This is a genomic window from Methylobacterium ajmalii (assembly GCF_016613415.1).
Classification (GTDB): Bacteria; Pseudomonadota; Alphaproteobacteria; order Rhizobiales; family Beijerinckiaceae; genus Methylobacterium; species Methylobacterium ajmalii.
The window spans coordinates 27,983-45,730 of record NZ_JACWCT010000098.1 but is presented as its reverse complement, the minus strand read 5'-3'; the positions used below and the strand labels follow the sequence as shown (position 1 = coordinate 45,730).

The 17,748-nt window shown below is 70.5% G+C and carries 18 protein-coding genes and 3 pseudogenes; 3 read left to right on the top strand and 18 right to left on the bottom strand.

The window, feature by feature from the left end:
- Positions 1 to 78: 78 nt before the first annotated feature.
- The 10 genes from HPY23_RS18645 to HPY23_RS18600 form a co-directional block, all read right to left on the bottom strand.
- Positions 79 to 1,335: a sensor histidine kinase gene (locus HPY23_RS18645; RefSeq protein ID WP_236012535.1), complete on the bottom strand. Its 1,257-nt coding sequence runs from the start codon at positions 1,333 to 1,335 to the stop codon at positions 79 to 81.
- 35 nt (positions 1,336 to 1,370) lie between these two features.
- Positions 1,371 to 2,030, bottom strand: a complete 660-nt coding sequence (locus tag HPY23_RS18640; protein ID WP_050733500.1) for a response regulator transcription factor — start codon at positions 2,028 to 2,030, stop codon at positions 1,371 to 1,373.
- 67 nt (positions 2,031 to 2,097) lie between these two features.
- A complete protein-coding gene (locus HPY23_RS18635) occupies positions 2,098 to 2,535 on the bottom strand; it encodes an EamA family transporter (RefSeq protein ID WP_091887223.1) in 438 nt (145 codons plus the stop codon).
- A gap of 130 nt (positions 2,536 to 2,665) precedes the next feature.
- Positions 2,666 to 3,274, bottom strand: coding sequence for an MFS transporter (locus HPY23_RS18630; protein WP_236012534.1), 609 nt, complete (start codon positions 3,272 to 3,274; stop codon positions 2,666 to 2,668).
- A gap of 184 nt (positions 3,275 to 3,458) precedes the next feature.
- On the bottom strand, positions 3,459 to 3,737 hold the full coding sequence (locus tag HPY23_RS18625; protein WP_139234974.1) for a hypothetical protein: 279 nt from the start codon (positions 3,735 to 3,737) through the stop codon (positions 3,459 to 3,461).
- Between the two features lie 225 nt (positions 3,738 to 3,962).
- Positions 3,963 to 4,904, bottom strand: coding sequence for a cation diffusion facilitator family transporter (locus HPY23_RS18620; protein WP_091887225.1), 942 nt, complete (start codon positions 4,902 to 4,904; stop codon positions 3,963 to 3,965).
- A 40-nt stretch (positions 4,905 to 4,944) separates the two neighbouring features.
- Entirely contained in the window at positions 4,945 to 5,502 is a 558-nt protein-coding gene (locus HPY23_RS18615; RefSeq protein ID WP_007563933.1) for a hypothetical protein, read from the bottom strand.
- A gap of 5 nt (positions 5,503 to 5,507) precedes the next feature.
- A complete protein-coding gene (locus HPY23_RS18610; protein WP_091887227.1) occupies positions 5,508 to 8,756 on the bottom strand; it encodes an efflux RND transporter permease subunit in 3,249 nt (1,082 codons plus the stop codon).
- A gap of 11 nt (positions 8,757 to 8,767) precedes the next feature.
- A complete protein-coding gene (locus HPY23_RS18605) occupies positions 8,768 to 10,120 on the bottom strand; it encodes an efflux RND transporter periplasmic adaptor subunit (RefSeq protein ID WP_091887230.1) in 1,353 nt (450 codons plus the stop codon).
- 120 nt (positions 10,121 to 10,240) lie between these two features.
- Positions 10,241 to 10,612, bottom strand: a complete 372-nt coding sequence (locus HPY23_RS18600; protein WP_091887232.1) for a hypothetical protein — start codon at positions 10,610 to 10,612, stop codon at positions 10,241 to 10,243.
- A 230-nt stretch (positions 10,613 to 10,842) separates the two neighbouring features.
- Between HPY23_RS18600 and HPY23_RS18595 the strand changes: the two genes are divergently transcribed.
- Together HPY23_RS18595 and HPY23_RS18590 are read left to right on the top strand one after the other, a co-directional pair.
- A complete protein-coding gene (locus HPY23_RS18595; protein ID WP_091887235.1) occupies positions 10,843 to 11,073 on the top strand; it encodes a hypothetical protein in 231 nt (76 codons plus the stop codon).
- Positions 11,074 to 11,245: 172 nt separating this feature from the next.
- On the top strand, positions 11,246 to 11,497 hold the full coding sequence (locus tag HPY23_RS18590) for a hypothetical protein (RefSeq protein WP_091887236.1): 252 nt from the start codon (positions 11,246 to 11,248) through the stop codon (positions 11,495 to 11,497).
- 123 nt (positions 11,498 to 11,620) lie between these two features.
- On the opposite strand, the gene HPY23_RS18585 is transcribed toward HPY23_RS18590, so the two are convergent.
- The 6 genes and pseudogenes from HPY23_RS18585 to HPY23_RS18560 form a co-directional block, all read right to left on the bottom strand.
- Positions 11,621 to 11,884 carry a hypothetical protein gene (locus HPY23_RS18585; protein WP_091887238.1) on the bottom strand — a complete coding sequence of 88 codons (264 nt, stop codon included), beginning with the start codon at positions 11,882 to 11,884 and terminating at the stop codon, positions 11,621 to 11,623.
- A 99-nt stretch (positions 11,885 to 11,983) separates the two neighbouring features.
- Entirely contained in the window at positions 11,984 to 13,318 is a 1,335-nt protein-coding gene (locus HPY23_RS18580; protein WP_091887241.1) for an ATP-binding protein, read from the bottom strand.
- Complete coding sequence (locus HPY23_RS18575) at positions 13,315 to 14,061, bottom strand: response regulator transcription factor (protein ID WP_091887243.1); 747 nt, start codon at positions 14,059 to 14,061, stop codon at positions 13,315 to 13,317. Before HPY23_RS18575 ends, HPY23_RS18580 begins: the two co-directional genes overlap by 4 nt.
- A gap of 12 nt (positions 14,062 to 14,073) precedes the next feature.
- A complete protein-coding gene (locus HPY23_RS18570; protein ID WP_091887245.1) occupies positions 14,074 to 14,760 on the bottom strand; it encodes a ZIP family metal transporter in 687 nt (228 codons plus the stop codon).
- 7 nt (positions 14,761 to 14,767) lie between these two features.
- Positions 14,768 to 15,753: pseudogene (locus HPY23_RS18565) on the bottom strand (cation diffusion facilitator family transporter).
- A 47-nt stretch (positions 15,754 to 15,800) separates the two neighbouring features.
- Entirely contained in the window at positions 15,801 to 16,550 is a 750-nt protein-coding gene (locus HPY23_RS18560; protein ID WP_091887247.1) for a cation efflux transmembrane domain-containing protein, read from the bottom strand.
- Between the two features lie 66 nt (positions 16,551 to 16,616).
- On the opposite strand from HPY23_RS18560, the gene HPY23_RS18555 reads away from it, so the two are divergent.
- A complete protein-coding gene (locus tag HPY23_RS18555) occupies positions 16,617 to 17,036 on the top strand; it encodes a MerR family transcriptional regulator (protein WP_091887249.1) in 420 nt (139 codons plus the stop codon).
- 21 nt (positions 17,037 to 17,057) lie between these two features.
- On the opposite strand, the pseudogene HPY23_RS18550 reads toward HPY23_RS18555, so the two are convergent.
- Positions 17,058 to 17,429, bottom strand: a pseudogene (locus tag HPY23_RS18550) (YnfA family protein).
- A gap of 100 nt (positions 17,430 to 17,529) precedes the next feature.
- Positions 17,530 to 17,670, bottom strand: a pseudogene (locus HPY23_RS33195) (DUF1289 domain-containing protein); the annotation flags it as partial.
- Positions 17,671 to 17,748: the final 78 nt, after the last annotated feature.

Below are 17,748 nucleotides of genomic sequence, written 5' to 3'. Positions count from 1 at the left end.
CGTCATGGTCGGGCACGGTGATAGCGCGCCAGAATGAGGGCAGAATGAGCTTCGTCCGGAGGAGCCGCGGGCTCGGCCTCAGGCCGGCAGCCTGACGGTTGCAAGGGTCCCCTGCCCGTCACGTCGGTTTTCAACCGTCAGGCCGAGATCATTGCGCTCCGCGATGCGGCGGGCGATGGCGAGCCCGAGCCCCGTGCCTTCGACATCCGGTGGCGCGGCCCGGAAGAAGCGGTCGAACAGGCGGCCCTCGCTTCCCGGCGGCAGCCCGCAGCCGGTGTCCCGAACCGTGACGACGCACGCACCGTCCAGGCTCAGCAGACAGACGTCGACCTGGCCTCCCGACGGCGTGTAGCGCAGGGCGTTGTCGACCAGGTTGGCGAACAGGACGCGGACCTCGTCCTCCGACGCGTGAAGCGTCGCGGGTGTCTCGATATGCACGCCCAGGTCGATGTCCTTGCGCTCGGCGAGCACGACGTGATCGGCGACGCAGTCGAGCAGGAGCTGGCCGAGGTCGACGGATGCAGGACGCGCCTCGGCACCGTCGTCGAGCCGGGCGAGACGGAGCAGTTGATCCACCAGCCGGTTCGCCCTCCGGAAGCCGTCCGCCAGCGCCATACGCCGCGCGTCGCTCCCGCCACCGGCAGTCCCGCCGAGGGAGTCGAGTTGGATCTGCATCGCGGCGAGCGGCGTACGCAGTTCGTGCGCCGCGTCGGCGACGAACCGCTTCTGGGCGGCCAGAGCGGCCTGCAGGCGAAGGATGAGCCCGTTCATGGCCTCGACGAGGGGCGCCACCTCCGTCGGCACGCCGCGCGTCGGCAAGGGGCCTTGGGCGGCGGCGCCGCGCCCGGCGAGGTCATGCACCAAGCCGTCGAGCCGCCCGAGCGCCCGGTTCATCGCCCAGCCGACGACGATCCACGACAGCGGGACGAGGAGCAGCAGGGGGGCCACGGCACCGAGCGCCGCATTGCGTGCGAACTCCGCCCTCACGACGTCGCGCTGGGCGACCCGGACCGTCGTTGTGCCGTTGGCGGTCGTGTATGTGCGCCAGAGCTCGCCGCCCATGACGACGTTCGCATATCCCGTGCGGCCGGGGTGGCGGACGTCGACGCCGCGGTCGTCGCGCAGGACCTGCCCGTCCTTCCAGATGGTGACGGCGAGTTGGTCCTCCGGGTCCTGGTCGGCGGCGGGCGGCGCGTCCGCGTCCGTTAGCCCGGGACCGGCGTTGAGGGCGACTTGCCGCAACTGCCCGTCGAGGAAATCGGCCGCCTCGATCCGCGCGAGGGCATAGGCCGCGACCATCGCGGCCAAGCCGATTCCGGCGAGCAGGGCGGTCATCCAGACGAGCGTCGTGCGGCGCAGGGAGGCGGCCCTCATGGCTTGGGTACCATCCAACCTGCGCCGCGGACATTCAGGATCACGCCCTTGCCGACCTTTCGACGGACCGTGAGGATCAGGGCGTCCACCGCGTTGCTCTCGACCTCCTCGCCCCACCCGTAGATGCGTTCCTCGATCTGCGCACGAGAGAGGATGCGCCCCGGTCGCTCCATCAGGGCGTGCATGAGGGCGTATTCGCGCGCCGACAGGACCGCGACGGTCCCGGCGTGGGACAGGACGTGGCTTTCCGTGTCGAGTTCGGTCTCGGCGGCCACGAGCCGCGCGCTCGCCCGCCCGGCCCGCCGCCGCAGGATGGCCCGCATCCTGGCGAGCAGCTCGCGCATCTCGAACGGCTTGACCAGGTAATCGTCCGCCCCGAGGTCGAGGCCTGCGACGCGGCTTTCGAGGCCGTCCCGCGCCGTGATGATGAGCACCGACGTGTCGATCCCGGCCGCCCGGGCGGATCGAAGCACCCGAAGTCCGTCCCCGCCCGGCAGGCCGAGGTCGAGCAGCGCGAGCGCGTGGCCGCCGTTGAGCAGGGCCGTCTCGGCCTCGCCGCCGTCGCGGACCCAATCGACGGAATAGCCCTCGGCCGAGAGGCCGTTCGACAGCCCTTCGCCGATCATCCGGTCGTCCTCGATCAACAGCACGCGCATCGGTCGGTCCGTCCGGTTTCGAGCCCTCGCCCTGGACTGCGCCGCGACGCATCCCTTCCCGCCGGCTTCATCCTCGATAGGCGACGAGCACGGCCCCGGCGGCGATGAGGGCGACGCCGAGCCAATTCGGTGGAGATAGACGTTCGCCGAGGAAGACGACCCCGAAGACGGCCACCAGCACGACGCTGAGCTTGTCGACCGGGGCCACGCGGCTGGTCTCGCCGAGCTTGAGGGCGCGGAAGTAGCAGATCCATGAGCCGCCGGTGGCGAGGCCCGAGAGCACCAGGAACACGTAGGTCCTGGCCGAGACCGACCCGACCGGTACCCACTGGCCTGTGCCGACCAGGATGGCGCCGAGGGCGCAGAGTATGACGACCGTGCGGATGAAGGTGGCGAAGTCGGAATTGACGTTCTCGACGCCGACCTTGGCGAAGATCGCGGTCAACGCCGCGAAGGCGGCAGAAAGCAGCGCCCACAGCTGCCAGGATCCGAGCAACGTTCTCATGCCGTGTTCCCCTCGATGCGGACCTGCCGCGACGCAATCCTCACGGCCCCCGACAGACCATCGGATGAGGGATGTCCGGCACCCGACGCCCCCCCTGAGCGTCGCCGTTCCAACGCTCGCCGTGTGGTTCCTAATTCGCCCTGGACGGCCATTGCCGATGCAGGTCGTCGATGACGAAAGCATGCTCGTGCCGGCCCTGACCGATCCCCCGCACGTGGGGGTGGGACGGGTCGAGGTCCGCGTGGGCATGTGCGACGACGTCCGGGTCGGATGCAGGCCAAAGCATGGCCGCCGCCGCGACGCCCGCGACGGTCAGGGCGCCGAGTGCCGCCAGGGTCGCGGGCATCCCGACGGCGGCGCCGAGGCAGCCCGCCAGCGGGTAAGTGAGGAGCCACGACGCGTGCGAGAGCGCGAACTGGGCGGCGGAGTAGCCGATCCCAAGGACGAGCCAGGTCCCGAGCAGTACCGGCCAGCCGATGGCCCCGCACCAGGTCAGGGCAGCGACCCCGACGAGGACGACTCCGAGGAAGGCCGCGGACGGCAGCATCACACCCCTGTCGGACAGGCGGTCCAGGACCCGCGGTAGGACCAGGGCGGCGGCCATCGAGCCCGTGCCGAAGGGGCCAAGGGCAAGGGCGACGTCGTGCTGGGGGCGTCCGAGCAGCGCCTGGACGATTACCACGGTATTGACGATGACCATGGCGCCGGCCGCCGCGACGGCGAAATTCAGGGCGAGCAACCCGCGCAGGCGCGGTGTCGCCAGGAAGATCCGCCATGCCCAGTTGGCACTCGATACGGAGACGCCTAAGCCTCAGTGACGGGCCGGGCACCGAGCACAGAAAAGGCGACAGGCGCGTCAGGTCCGCGGGACCTCTGCTCTCCGTCACCAACACTCGATAACTGATAAATGGTCTCATCGGATTTCAACCAAGAGATCTACGCAAATCTTGGACGAATGCCTTCGCGAGCGCCGGCGCCTCGGCAACGACCTCTTCGTAGAACTTGGTCCCCACGGGGCTTGCCTGGGAATAATCCGGGGGCAACTCACCGATTGTCGCCGCGATCTCTGCGAAAACCTCTTCCCGTTCAGGTGCTGAAAGTTTTTGCATGAGAAGGGTCATCATGGCGATGGTCGATGTTCTCAGAACCGCAAGCATCGCCGTTGTCGTCACGGCAAAATGGTGTGTTTGTAGATCATTCATCGAAAACACCTTGCATAGTCAAGCATCATTACTCAGGCATCACTTCATGAGGTGCTTGAAGTATTGGAGAAACAATACGGCCAGAGGCAATCCGATACAGATCGCTATCATCATTCGATCCGCGACTTTGCGGACGTATGGCCTGACCCGTCGCTTGCGCCGAGGATTTGGCGCCCACTCGGTCTGCAGCCGCGCCGATTTCTTGCTCATGCCGGATGCTCGCCGTCACACGGGCAGGCGCGCGGCCTCGGCCGAGAGCGCCTCGTCCTCGACCTGGACGGTGACGTGCTCGATGCCGTGTCGCTCCTTCACCAGACGCCGGACCGCGCGGATGAGGTCGGGTCCGGCGGCGACGTCGTCCATGACCACGTGGCCGCTCATCGCGTCGAAGCCGGAGGTCAGCGTCCAGGCATGAAGGTCGTAGGCGCGCCGCACGCCAGGCACCGCCTCGATCTCCGTTCGTAGCGCGGCAAGATCGACACGAGGAGGCGTTCCCTCCAGCAGGATGTGAAGCGCCTCGCTCAACAGGCGCCAGGTGCGCGGCACGATGAACAGGCCGATGCCGGCGCCGACCAGCGGATCGACCCATCGCCAGCCCGTCGCCATCACCACGAGGGCCGCGGCGATGACGCCGACCGAACCCAGCATGTCGGAGAAGACCTCGAAGTAGGCGCCCTTGACGTTGAGGCTTTCCGACGATCCGCCCGCGAGGAGCCTCATGCTGGCGAGGTTCACCCCGAGGCCGACGAACGCGACCAGCATCATCGGCCAGCCGAGGATCTCGGTCGGCTCGAAGAAGCGCCGGTAGGCCTCGTACAGGATGTAGGCCGTCACCCCGAGCAGCACGACGGCGTTGGCGAGGGCCGCCAGGATCTCGAAGCGCATGTAGCCGAAGCTCTTGCCCGGCGACGGCGCCTTGGCCGCGTAGTGGATGGCGAGCAGCGACAGCGCGAGGCCGCCGGCATCCGTGACCATGTGGGCGGCATCGGCCAGCAGCGCGAGGCTGCCGGTGAGCAGGCCGCCGACGACCTCCGCGGCCATGTAGGTCAGCGTCAGGGCGAGCGCCCAGGCTAGGCGCCCCTTGTTCCTGCCCGCCGCCGAGCCCGCGGGTATGCCGCCGCCGTGCGAATGCCCGTGGCCGCCGCCGTGCGCGTGTCCGTGTCCCATGTCGCTCCCAGTCTTTCGTTGCCGTCCCGGACCGGCCGCCTCAGGGGCCGGAGGAGCCGATGAGCTCGGCCACGTGCGCGCCGGCGGGGTGTCCGGTCGCGGCGAGGTGGGCGGCAGAGCAGGCCGCGTAGCCGGGACCGAACGCCGCCATGACGAGCTCGTGCCGCCCGTCCGGAGCCTCGCGGCTGGCCAGGAGAGCCCGACCGCCGGGCCAGAGCTCGGAATCGGCCGATGGCCCCGGTGTCGGCTCGCCGTAGCGGCGCACCCCTTCGTCGTGGATGGCGCGGCGCACGCGCGCGAGTTCCTCGCCCGCCAGGGGGAGCCCCACCCAGACGACCTCCTGCAGACCCTCCTCGCGGCAGACCACCAGCACGACCTCGGCCGTTGCCGACCCGACGGCCGGCCGCCAGCCACGCGGGTAGTACAGCGCGGTCAGGTTGGCCTCGCGGTCGGCCTTGAGCGGGCGCGGCACGTCGGCGACGGGCCCCCACGCGAGGCCGAACGGAGCCTCGCCGACGCCTCCGTCCGCGCCCGGAGCCGCACCCGTCAGCGCGAGGAAGGCGAAAGGAGCCGCCAACCAGGTCGGGACGCGTCGCATCTCGTCTACTCCGCCGCCTTGAGGTGTCGTGGCCCCGGCTCCCGCGGCCGCTCCGCGACCTTCGGGACGACAACCTTGCCGAACCGGGCGTACAGGGCCGGCAGCACGATCAGGGTCAGCAGGGTGGCGCTGATCAGGCCACCGATGACCACGGTGGCGAGCGGCCGCTGGATCTCGGCGCCGGTCTCGGTGGCGATGGCCATGGGCACGAAGCCGAGCGAGGCGACCAGCGCCGTCATCGCCACCGGCCGCAACCGGGTCATGGCGCCCTCCAGGATGGCCTCGCGCTTCGGCCGGCCCTCCGCCACGAGCTGCTTGATGAAGGTCAGCATGACGAGGCCGTTGAGGACCGCAACGCCCGAGAGCGCGATGAACCCGACCGCTGCCGGTACCGAGACCGGCATGCCGCGCAGCCAAAGCGCGAAGATGCCCCCGGTGAGGGCAAGCGGCACCGCGCTGAACACCAGCAGCGCGTCCCGCGGCGAGCCCAGGGCCGAGTACAGCAACAGGAAGATCAGGAAGAAGCAGACCGGTACCACCACCATCAGCCGCCGCTTGGCCGAGGCGAGGTTCTCGAACTGCCCGCCCCAGGTGAGGTAGGAACCCGGCGGCAGCTGCACCTGGCTTCCAACCTTCGCCTGCGCCTCCGCGACGAGCGAGCCGATGTCCCGCCCGCGCACGTTGGCCGTGACCACGACCCGCCGCTTGCCGTTCTCGCGCGAGATCTGGTTCGGTCCCTCGGTGACCGAAAAGCTCGCAACCTGCTTGAGCAGGACCGAGCTCGCCCGGCCGTTCGGGCCAGCCGGCAGCGGCACCGGGATGTTCTCCAGGGCCTCCCGGTCCTCGCGGACCTTGTCGGTCAGGCGCACGACGATGGGGAAGCGACGGTCGCCCTCGAACACGACGCCGGCGTCCCGTCCCCCGATGGCCGCGCCGATGACCTCCTGGATCGCCCCGGTGCTCAGGCCGTAGCGCGCCGCCTCGGCCTTGTTGATCTTGATCTCCAGGAACGGCAGGCCCGCCGTCTGCTCGACCTTGACGTCCTCGGCGCCGTCGATGCCCTTCAGGACCGCCGCGACCTGGTTGGCCGCCTTCAGCATCGGCTCGAACTCGTCGCCGAACACCTTCACGGCGAGGTCGCCCCGGGTGCCGGCGAGCAGCTCGTTGAAGCGTAGCTGGATCGGCTGGGAGAACTCGTAGACGTTGCCGGCGAGCGCCCCGACCGCCTTCTCGATCTGCTCCTGCAACTCGGCCTTGGACAGGCTCGGCTCGGGCCACTCCTCCTGGGGTTTCAGGATGACGAAGGTGTCTGAGGAGTTCGGCGGCATCGGGTCGGAGGCGACCTCGGCGGTGCCGGTCTTCGAGAAGACGTAGGCCACCTGCGGGAACTTCGAGACCACCTTCTCGACCTTGAGCTGCATCGCCTGCGACTGGGTGAGGGAGGTCGATGGGATTCGGGTGGCGTTGAGGGCGATGCTCTTCTCGTCGAGCTGCGGGATGAACTCGGTCCCGAGGCGGGTGAACAGGATGCCCGCCCCGACGAGCAGCAGGAGCGCCGCGCCGACGAAGACGAACGGCGCCCGGACCGCCGCGCCGAGCACCGGGCGGTAAGCGGCCTTGAGCGCCCGGATGATGAGGTTGTCCTTCTCCGTGACCTTGCCGGTGATGACGATGGCGATGAGCGCCGGCACGAAGGTCAGCGACAGCACGAAGGCCGCCACGAGCGCGATGATCACGGTCAGCGCCATCGGCTCGAACATCTTGCCCTCGACTCCGGTGAAGGTCAGGAGCGGGACGTAGACCAGGATGATGATCGCCTGCCCGTACAGGGACGGCTTGATCATCTCCTCGGCCGAGGCGCGGACCGTCTGGAGGCGCTCCTCGGTGTCGAGCCCCCTGCCCAGCTCTTGCTGCTTCTCTGCGAGGTGGCGCAGGGCGTTCTCGGTGATGATCACCGCCCCGTCGACGATCAGCCCGAAATCGAGGGCGCCGAGGCTCATCAGGTTGGCCGAGATCTTCGCCTCGACCATGCCGGTCATGGTCATCAGCATGGCGACCGGGATGACCAGGGCCGTGATGATGGCGGCCCGGATGTTGCCGAGCAGCAGGAACAGGATGACGATGACGAGAGCCGCGCCCTCGGACAGGTTCTTCACCACCGTCTTCACGGTCGCCTCGACGAGCCGGGTCCGGTCGAGGACGGTCTGGACCTCGACGCCGGGCGGCAGGCTCTTGCGGATCTGTTCCATGCGCGCGTCGACGGCGGCCGCCACCGTGCGGCTGTTCTCGCCGATCAGCATCAGGGCGGTGCCGACGACGACCTCCTGGCCGTCCTCGCTGCCCGAGCCCGTGCGCAGGTCGCGCCCGATGCGGACCTCGGCGATGTCCTTGATCCGCACCGGCACGCCGCCCCGGGTGGCGACGACCACGTCGCCGATCTCGTCCATGCTCTCCAGGCGGCCGGCGGCGCGCACGACGTAGCCCTCGCCGTTGTCCTCCAGGTAGCGGGCGCCCTGGTTGGCGTTGTTGGCCTCCAGCGCCCGGGCGACGTCCGAGAAGGACAGGTCGAGGGACGCGAGCCGCGTCGGGTCGGGCTGGACGTGGTACTGCTTCTCGAAGCCGCCGATGCCGTCGACCCCGGCCACGCCGGGCACGGTCTTGACCAGGGGGCGGATGATCCAGTCCTGGACGGTGCGCAGGTAGGCGGTCTGCTCCAGCTCGGTCTTCAGGCGCTGGCCCTCGGGGGTCAGGTAGCTGCCATCGGGCTGCCAGCCGGGCTTGCCCGCCTTCGAGACCGTGCGCTCGCCGGGCTTCGCGTAATGGATCGACCACATGTAGATCTCGCCCAGCCCGGTCGAGATCGGCCCCATGCTGGGCTCGGTGCCGGGCGGCAGGTCCCGCCTCACCTGCGCGAGGCGCTCGGCGACCTGCTGGCGGGCGAAGTAGATGTCGAGCTTCTCCGCGAAGACCGCGGTGACCTGCGAGAAGCCGTTGCGCGAGAGCGAGCGGGTGTACTCAAGGCCCTTGATGCCCGCGAGCGCCGTCTCGACCGGGTAGGTGACCTGCTTCTCGATGTCGACGGGGGAGAGCGACGGCGCCGTCGTGTTGATCTGCACCTGGTTGTTGGTGATGTCGGGCACCGCGTCTATCGGCAGCTTGGTGACCGAGTAGCCGCCGAAGCCGGCGGCCAGCAGAGACAGGAGCAGAACCAGCCAGCGCTGGTGCACGGAGAAGTCGAGGATACGGCTGATCATGTCGGGCTTCCTCAATGGTCGTGGTCGGCTTCGCTCTTCCCGAGCTCGGCCTTGAGGAGGAAGGTGTTGGCCACCGCGATGGTCTCGCCGAGCTTCAGGCCCGAGACGACCTCGAAGCCTTCGTCGTCGGAGCGCCCGAGCTCGACCTCGCGCTTCTCGAAGCCCTCGTCCGTGCGGACAAAGACGACGCGCTTGCCCTCGACGGTCTGGAGCGCCGACTTGGCGACCCGCACCGGCACTTGGTCCGTCGCGGTCTCGACCTCGGCGGTGACGTAGGTGCCAGGCCGCCAGGCCATGTCCTTGTTGGGCAGCGAGACCACGACCCGGGCGGACCGGGTGTCGGCGTTCAGCAGCGGGCTGACGAACACCACCTTGCCCTGCTCGCTGCGGCCGCCGCGGTTCACGGTGACCCGCGCGCCCTCCCGGACCTCGGCGAGGTCGGAGGTCGGTACCGCGAGCTCGATCCAGACGGTCGAGAGGTCGGCGACGGTGTAGACGTCGGCCGGGTCGCCCTCCTTGCCCACCGCCGTGCCGACATCGACCTTGCGCTCCACGATGCGGCCGGCGATGGGCGCCCGCAGCTCGTACTGGCGCAGCGTCGAGGCGTTCGGCGTCGCCTCGTCGCGTTTCTGCGCGGCGGCGACCTCGGCGGCGTTCAGGCCCAGCGCCGAGAGCTTCTGGCGGGCGAGGTCGACGCGCAGCTGGTTCTCCTGGAACACGGCCTTTGCGTTGTCGAACGCCGCCTGGGATGCCGCCGCCGACGCCACGAGTTTCTGCTGGCGCTCGAAGTTGATCTTCTGGAGGTCGGACTGGACCATCGCGGTGAGGTACTCGCTCTTGGCGTCGGCGACTTCCCGGCTGTCGAGGAGGGCGACCACCTCGCCCTTCCTGACGTCGTCGCCCAGGCGCTTGCGCATCTCTGACACCGTACCGACGACGCGGGCGGGGACGCGGGCGATCCGGTCCGTGTCGGGCGTGATGGTGCCGGGCACCAGGACGTGTCGCGAGAGCGTCCCACCCTCGGCCTTGGCGACGCCGATGTCCTGCCCCTCGACCTGCTCGGCCGTCATCTTGACGTGGCCTTCCTCGCCCTCCGCCTCGGAATGCTCGTGCTCGCCGTGAGCGTGGGCTCCCTCGGCCTTCGGCGCGGCGGCCTTGCCGTGGTCGTGGCCGTCGCTTTCGGCATGGTCGGCCTCGTCCTTCGGCGCCTTCCCGCCAGGGGGCGGGCCGGCGGCGAAGGTGAGGATGGCCGGCGGCAGCCCGGCCGATGTCAGGAGGCCGCGGACGAACGCGGATACGGCGGGGACGGCGGCGCCGACGACGATGCCGGCGGCCACGAGGACCGCGGTGATGAGGATGCGCATGAGACCTGCTCGGCCGGGATCGGGCGCCGTTCGGACGGACGCGGCAGTCCCGCTTCTGTGGCGTGAGGAGTGGCCCGGAGCGCGGGCTCCGGGTTCGGGACGCGCCTCTGCGGCGTCACCTCAGGCGCGGGGGGGCCTCGGCAGGCGGTCCGGCGAGACGGAGGAAACCGTCTGGCTCAGGTGCGCATAGGCCAGCCGGGCGACCCCGAAGACCGGCTCCGAGAAGTCGGCCACGGCGGGTGCCGCCTGGTGGCAGCCACAATGGAGGTGGCAGGCCATGCCGGGGTCGGTCGCGCCGGTGTCGGGCGCGGCCTCAATGCTCGCGATCTCCGTGACGTGCCTGCCGCCGCCATCGTGGTACGCGACGTCGGCGGCGAGGCCGGCGGCGGGTGCGACGAGAGACAGCGCGAGGGCGAGGGAGAGCAGGCGTGCGGCGAACGCCCACCATCCCCGTGCCGCCCACCGGCGGCTATGCCCGCGAACTGAACCCATCTCCGGCCTTATGTGCGATTCACCCCGGATCAGGCAAGGCATCGCCCTGGCCCCTTGACCCCGGTCTGAGCAGAATTTGTCGCCGCCATGCGAGGTCTGCCGCGGTCACGACGCGAAAGCGGCCAAGCCGTTTCTCGCTCGGCCGACACGAATACCGAGCGGTAAAATCCGGGGACGGTTTCGTGGTAGGCCGCATTCCCGGCACGACCACGAAACATGGAGATCCTCGGATGAAGATCACGCTCGCCGCCGCTGCCGCCGTCGCCCTGGCGCCGGTCGGTGCGCTCGCCCGGCACGTGGACGTCGGCCCCGGCGGGGTCGGGGTTCACGGCGACGGCCACCACCGCGATGTCGACCATATGCACACCACCGTCGAGGAGTACCATCGCGACCGGCCGGTCGTGCACGAACACCATGACGACCATCACGACAAGACCGTCGTGGAAGTGCACCGCCACTGAGCGCCTGACATCACGACGGGGCCGGGCCGGGGGGCGGTGACCTCCGGACCGGTCCCTCGCGTTTTAGGACGTCGGCGAACCTGGAGTGACGGCTTCCTGAACGGCGGTCTCAGGACCTGTTCAACCGCCGCCGCGCAAACCGCCGCAATAGGAATCCCCGTAGGAGACAGCGATGCGACGGCACCTTGCAGGCTTGATGGCGGCGGCCATCCTCCTCGCCCCGGCCGCGGCCTCGGCCCAGTATTACGAGCGCGGCTACGGCTACGGCGAGCGGCGGCCGCACGACCATGTCGACGTCTACCGCTACGGCAACCATGACGACGTCGTGGTCCGGCACCATCACCCGCGCCGCGAGGATTACGGGCCTGGCCGGTTCGAGCAACACCATCACCATCACGACGCGCGAGGGGTCGGCGCATCGTGAACGACGTGCCGGGCAGGCTCGGCGAGCGCGTAGCCGATCCCCGCGGCCAGGAGCGCGAAGACGACGAGCAGGGGCAGCATCCGCATGTCCGCGCCTCCCGCCCCCGCGGCCTGCCCGGCGAGCTCACTTCTTGCCGGGCTTGTCGTGGCTGTGCCCGTGGGCATGCCCGTCGTTGTCCGAATGCGCCGGCTTGCCGTCGGGCCGCTTCTCACGGGCCTCGCTGACGCGTGGGTCGTCGCGATGGGCCGGGCCGCCCGACACGCCGCCGGTGTTCGGGACGGCGCGCTCGGGGTTCGAGGCATTGCCGTGGCCGTCCAAGGCGAAGGCGGACCCCGTGGCCGCGGCCAGCATCCCGGTGGCGAGGACGGCGGCGAGCGTGCGCTTCATCTGTCGGTCTCCTGTTCGGCGCCGACCGCGTCGGCCGCTTCGAAGACCGAGATAGCCAAGCCGTTTGTCTCCGGGACGCCGCGTTCGTGACGAAGTGTGTCAGCCGCCGCGCCCCGCCCGGGGCACGCGGATCTCGGCCCGCAATCCGCCCTCCGGCCTCGTGGCCAGGATGAGCGTGCCTTCCTCCGCCTCCACGGCCCGCCGCGCGATGGTCAGGCCGAGGCCGGTCCCGCCGGTGTTTCGGTTGCGCGACCCCTCCAGGCGGATGAAGGGCTCGAAGGCGCGGGCGACGTCGCATGCCGGGATGCCGGGCCCGTCGTCGTCGATGCGCATGACCAGCGCTGTCTCCTCGGCCGCCAGGGCGATGCGCACCCGCGCGCCGTAGCGCACGCCGTTGTCGACGAGGTTCTCCAGCGCCCGCCGGAAGGCGACCGGGCGCACCGTCGCCAGGGCCCGGCCGGGACCTCCGTATGCGACCGCCCGGCCGGCATCTGCGGAGGCGTCGGCGACCCCCATCAGGATGCTCGCGACGTTGGTGACCTGCCGCGGCTCCGGGTCGGCGTCGCCCCCCAGGTAGGCCAGCGTCGCGTCGACCATCGCCTGCATGTCGTCGAGGTCGGAGGCCATGGCGCGGCGCCCGGCCGGGTCCTCGACGTGGTCGAGGCGCAGGCGGAGCCGGGCGATGGGCGTTCGCAGGTCGTGGGACACGGCGGCGAGCGCCTGCGTTCGCTCGCCGACCAGCCGGTGAATGCGCTCCTGCATCGCGTTGAGGGCACGGCCGATCCCTCGGGTCTCGTCGGGACCGATCTCGGGAACCCGGACGGGGGCGCCGTGCCCGATCCGTCCGGTGGCCCGGGTCAGCTCCCGCAAGGGGCTGGCGATCCGGTGCATCAGGACGACCGCGGCCACCCCGACGAGGATGGCCATGGCGGTGGCGAGCGAGGCCCAGGGCGCGACGGGGACGAGGCTCGGGGCATGCGCGGACCGGAAGGTCAGTGCGCTCCCGTCCGGGAGGGGGATGATCCCGCGCAGGTCCTGCCGGTGGAGCGGCTCGTCCGGCGCCTCCAGGTTCAGGACGAGCCCCGCCCCGAGGACCGGTTCGAGGGCGAGGAGGCGGTCGCGCAGGTCCCGGAGCGCGGGATCGGTCGCCCCCGGGGGGCGAGCCGGCGCCGGGGCGTCCCAGCCGATCTCGAAATGGTTCGACGAGAGGGCCTCGGCCTCGTCGGCCCGCTCCTCCGGCGGGCGCCGCGACACGGCCTCGCGCGCGATGACGAGTTGGCGGGCGACCTCGGTGGCGAAGGCCTCGTCGGCGGCGGCCGCCGCCGAGAGGCGGTAGATCGCCAGCGCGCCGCCATGGACGAGGAGCACGGCCAGGAGCAGGACGACGACGGTGCGTCCCTCCAGGCTGCTGGCGAGCCCGAGGACGCCCCTCATGTCCGCTCGACCTTGGCGGCCAGCATGTAGCCGGTGCCCCGCACCGTCTTGATGACGGGGGCCGTCCCCGCGGGCGGTTCGAGCTTGCGCCGCAGCCGGCTGACCAGCGTGTCGACGCTGCGGTCCGACGGCGCGGCGAGCCGCCCGCGGCCCATCTCCAGGATCTGCTCGCGGCCGAGCACCCGGCCCGGGTGTTCCAGGAACACCAGCAGCAGGTCGTGCTCGGCGCCCGACAGGTCGACGGCGGCGCCTTCGGGATCGGTCAGAGCGCGGCTGCGCAGGTCGAGCCGCCAGCCGGCGAAGGCGAGGGATTCCGGCCGCGACGCCGCGCTCGGCACCGGCGCGAGGGCCGACCGGCGGAGCACCGCCCGGATCCGGGCGAGGAGTTCCGGGCGCCCGAACGGCTTGGCGACGTAGTCGTCGGCGCCCAGTTCCAGGCCGAGCACCCGGTCCGCCTCCTCGTTGCGGGCGCTCAGCATGATGACCGGGACGGTGCCCTTCGCCCGCAGGGCCCTGAGCAGGGCGAACCCGGACGCGCCCGGCAGCATGACGTCGAGGAGGACGAGGTCAACCGGCGTGTCGGGCAGGAGCGACCACATCTCGGCGCCGCCGCGGCAGCCCGTGCCCCGGAAGCCGCTCTCCCGCAGGATGCGGCCGACGAGCACGCGCATGCCGTCGTCGTCCTCGACGAGCAGGATGTGGGCCTCGTCCGGGAGAGACCTGGTTTCGCCCGCGGCAAGCATTCCGGATCCAGCCTAGCCGATCATCCCGTCGAGCAGGAGCAGCAGCAGGAAGCCCGCGAAGAACATCGCCGTCACCCAGGGGCGGTCCTCGGTCTCGTGCGCCTCGACGAGGAGTTCCTCGGTCACGAGGTACAGCAAGGCGATCAGGCCGAAGGAGAGGAAGCCGGCCTGGACGGCGGCGGGCAGCGAGCCGACGGGCCCGCCGAGCAGGGCTCCGAGCGGGAGCAGCAGCACGAGGGCGGCCGTCAGGCCGACCACCTTGCCCTTCGACGCGCCGCCCTCGCCGAGCTCGTTCGCCACGGTCAGTCCCAGGAACAGCACCTCGATGGTCAGCGCGACGGTGAGCAGGATGCCGGCCTTCGCCCCGGCCGCGAAGGCGATGCCGAGGACGAGGCCGTCCACCAGGATGTCGATGCCGGTGACCGACATCAGCCCGGCCGGCCCCTTCACCCGCTTCTCCAGGATGCGGACGAGGAGCATCGCGGCGACGCCGAGCGCGCCCCCGGCCAGCATGGCCCAGGGCGATCCGGCATGCTTGAGGTCTGGCAGGATCTCGCCCGCGGCCGCCGCGAAGACGACGCCCGCGGCGAAGTGCTGGATGGCGCTGACCAGGACGGGGCCCGGCCGCAGGTTGACCGCCGCCGCCGCGCCGACGACGGCGGCCGCGGCGGGGATCAGGGTATAGGACCAGGCTTGCATGCCGCGCTCAGACCACGTGGTCCGGAGCCAGGGCGCAGGCGGTGGCCTCGCTCGTCTCCACCTGGAGGGTCGTGTGGCCGATGCCGAACCGCTCCCTGATGCCGGTGGCCGCCGCCATCAGGAAGGCGTCGTCGGGACGGCCGCCGGGCATAAGGAGGTGCGCCGTGAGGCAGGTCTCCGTGGTGCTCATCGCCCAGATGTGCAGGTCGTGCAGGGCCGCGACGCCGGGCAGCCCTTCGAGGTGGCGGCGGACGGCGACCGGGTCGATGCCCGGCGGGACGGCGGCGAGGGACAGCGTAAGACTGTCGCGAAGGAGTCCCCACGTGCCCCAGACGATGACGGCCACGATGGCGAGGCTCACCACCGGATCGAGCCACGTCCATCCGGTGTAGAGGATGACGAGGCCGGCGATGACCACCCCGGCCGAGACGGCGGCGTCGGCCGCCATGTGCAGGAACGCCCCGCGGATGTTGATGTCGCCCTTGGCCCCGGAGGCGAACAGCCACGCGGTGATGCCGTTCACCAGGATGCCGATTGCGGCTACGACCATCACGGTCTTGCCTGCGACCGGGACGGGCTCGCCGAACCTCTGGATCGCCTCCCACGCGATGGCGCCGACGGCGACCAGCAGGAACACGGCGTTGAAAAGGGCCGCCAGGATCGACGAGCCCTTCATCCCATAGGTAAACCGCGCGCTCGGGGCGCGCCTGGCCAGCACCGTCGCGATCCAGGCCACGATGAGGCCGAGCACGTCCGAGAGGTTGTGGCCGGCATCGGCGAGCAGGGCCACCGAGTTCGCCAGGACCCGTAGGTCGCCTCGACGGCCACGAAGCCGACGTTGAGCGCGATGCCGATGGCGAATGCCTTCCCGAAGCTTGCGGGGGCATGGCTGTGCCCTGGCCCATGGGAATGCCCGGCATGGTCGTGACCCGCCTCGCCGTCGTGGTCATGCGATCCGTGGTCATGTCCTGCGCGTGCGTCGTGCGATGTCATGGTCGTCCCTGTATCCGTCTTGGTCTGTCCGCGGATGGGTGCGCACCTTATCCGGACGCCGCGGTTCGCGTCGTGACGGCGCCTTCGCGATACTCCGCCCAGGCCTGCCGCAGGATCTGCACCGACGAGGTCAGGAAGATGCCGGCCATCACCGCCGCGACGGCGAGGTCGGGCCAAGCCGACGCGGACCCCCAGACACCGAGCGCGGCCACCATCACCACGACGTTGCCGATGGCGTCGTTGCGCGAGCACAGCCAGACCGAGCGCACGTTGGCGTCGCCGTCCTTGTAGGGGCGCAGCAGCAGTACCGAGCCGAGGTTGGCTGCCAGGGCCATCAGCCCGATGACGCCCATGACCTCGGCCTTGGGCACCCCAAGCACCAGGACGTGGTAGGCAGTCGAGCCGAAGACCCAGACCGTCATCACGCTTAGGGACAGCCCCTTGGCGAGCGCCGCCGTGGCCCGAGCCCTGAGGGACGCTCCGATGACCGCGAGGCTCAGGCCGTAGGTGACCGTGTCGCCCAGGAAGTCGAGGGCGTCGGCCTGTAGCGCCTGCGAGCCGGCGAGGTGCCCGGCGGCCATCTCGGTCAGGAACATGGCGCCGTTGACGGCGATGACCGTCCACAGCACGCGCTTGTAGCGCAGGTCGACCCCGTCGAAGACCGGCACGCCGCCCGAGCAGGCGCAGGTGCCTCCGGCGTCGCCGTTGGCGTCGGACCGGGCCGGTTCCACGTCCGGTGAGTGGGGTGCCTCGTGCGCCTTGTGGTTGTGGCCCGTGCCGCAGCAGTAGTCGGCCATGGTCCCTCCTTCCGGAAACATCGGAAGCTCCTACTTCCTCTAGCGGCTAGAGGAGCAAGGCCGAGAATGGATTTCCCGATAGGCGAGCTGTCGCGGCGAGCCGGCGTGCTGGTCCCGACCGTGCGCTACTACGAGCAGGTGGGTTTGCTGCCGCCGGCGCCGCGGACGGAGGGCGGCCGCCGCCGCTACGGGCAGGCGGACGTCGAGCGGCTGGCCTTCATCCGGCACGCACGCGAGCTTGGATTCGGGATAGAGGCCATACGGGAGTTGTTGGCGCTCGTCGCGCAGCCTGACCGCCCGTGTGCCGAGGTGGATGGGATCGCCCGGCGCCACCTCGTCGGGGTCGAGCGCCGGATCGCGCGGCTCACCGCGCTGAAGACCGAACTGTCGCGCATGATCGGGGAATGCGGCCATGGGCGCGTCGGCGAGTGTCGGGTCATCGAAGTGCTCTCGGACCACGGCCTTTGCGTCGACGACAGCCATTGACGGCTTGCCCTGGTGGGCCGCCTAGGCTCCCCGGGGCGCGAACAGGATTAGGCAGCTTCCCACCAGGCACACCAAACCGCCGATGAAGTCCCATCGGTCGGGTCGGTGGCCCTCGAAGCCCCATAGCCAGAGGATGGCGGCGACGATTTAGATGCCGCCGTAGGCCGCGTAGGCGCGCCCCGCCGCCTCGGTCTCCACGAAGGTCAGCAGGTAGGCGAACAGCGCGAGCGAGGCCATGCCCGGAATGAGCCACCATGGGGACTTGTCGAGGCGCAGCCACGCCCAGGAGGCGAAGCAGCCGGCGATCTTGGCCAGGGCGGCCGCTGCAAAGGCGGGATAGGTGAACCTGGGTGCTTGTGCGCATGGCCCGTACGCGCCGCCAAACGGTGACAGCGGCAGGCGTCGCCGGTACTGGCCATCGCGCATCGGCCCGGTCTTTCGCCGGATCGGCCTCGGCGTGCGTGACCGCAATTTGGCGTACCCGACGCGGGAGCTCGCGCGCGAGGGCAGTCTTCCGATAGGGCGTCATCTTCCGCCATGCGCGGATCTCCGGGACCGTGCGGCCGCAGCCGAGGCACCAGCCGGTACGCCCGTCCCACTGGCAAACCCCGGTGCAGGGGTCGTCCTTCCTCATGCTAGGGCCTCCCCGCCACGCGACGCATCGGCCGCTGGACATAGATAGGATACCCCCCTATGTATTGCGAGGACGAGG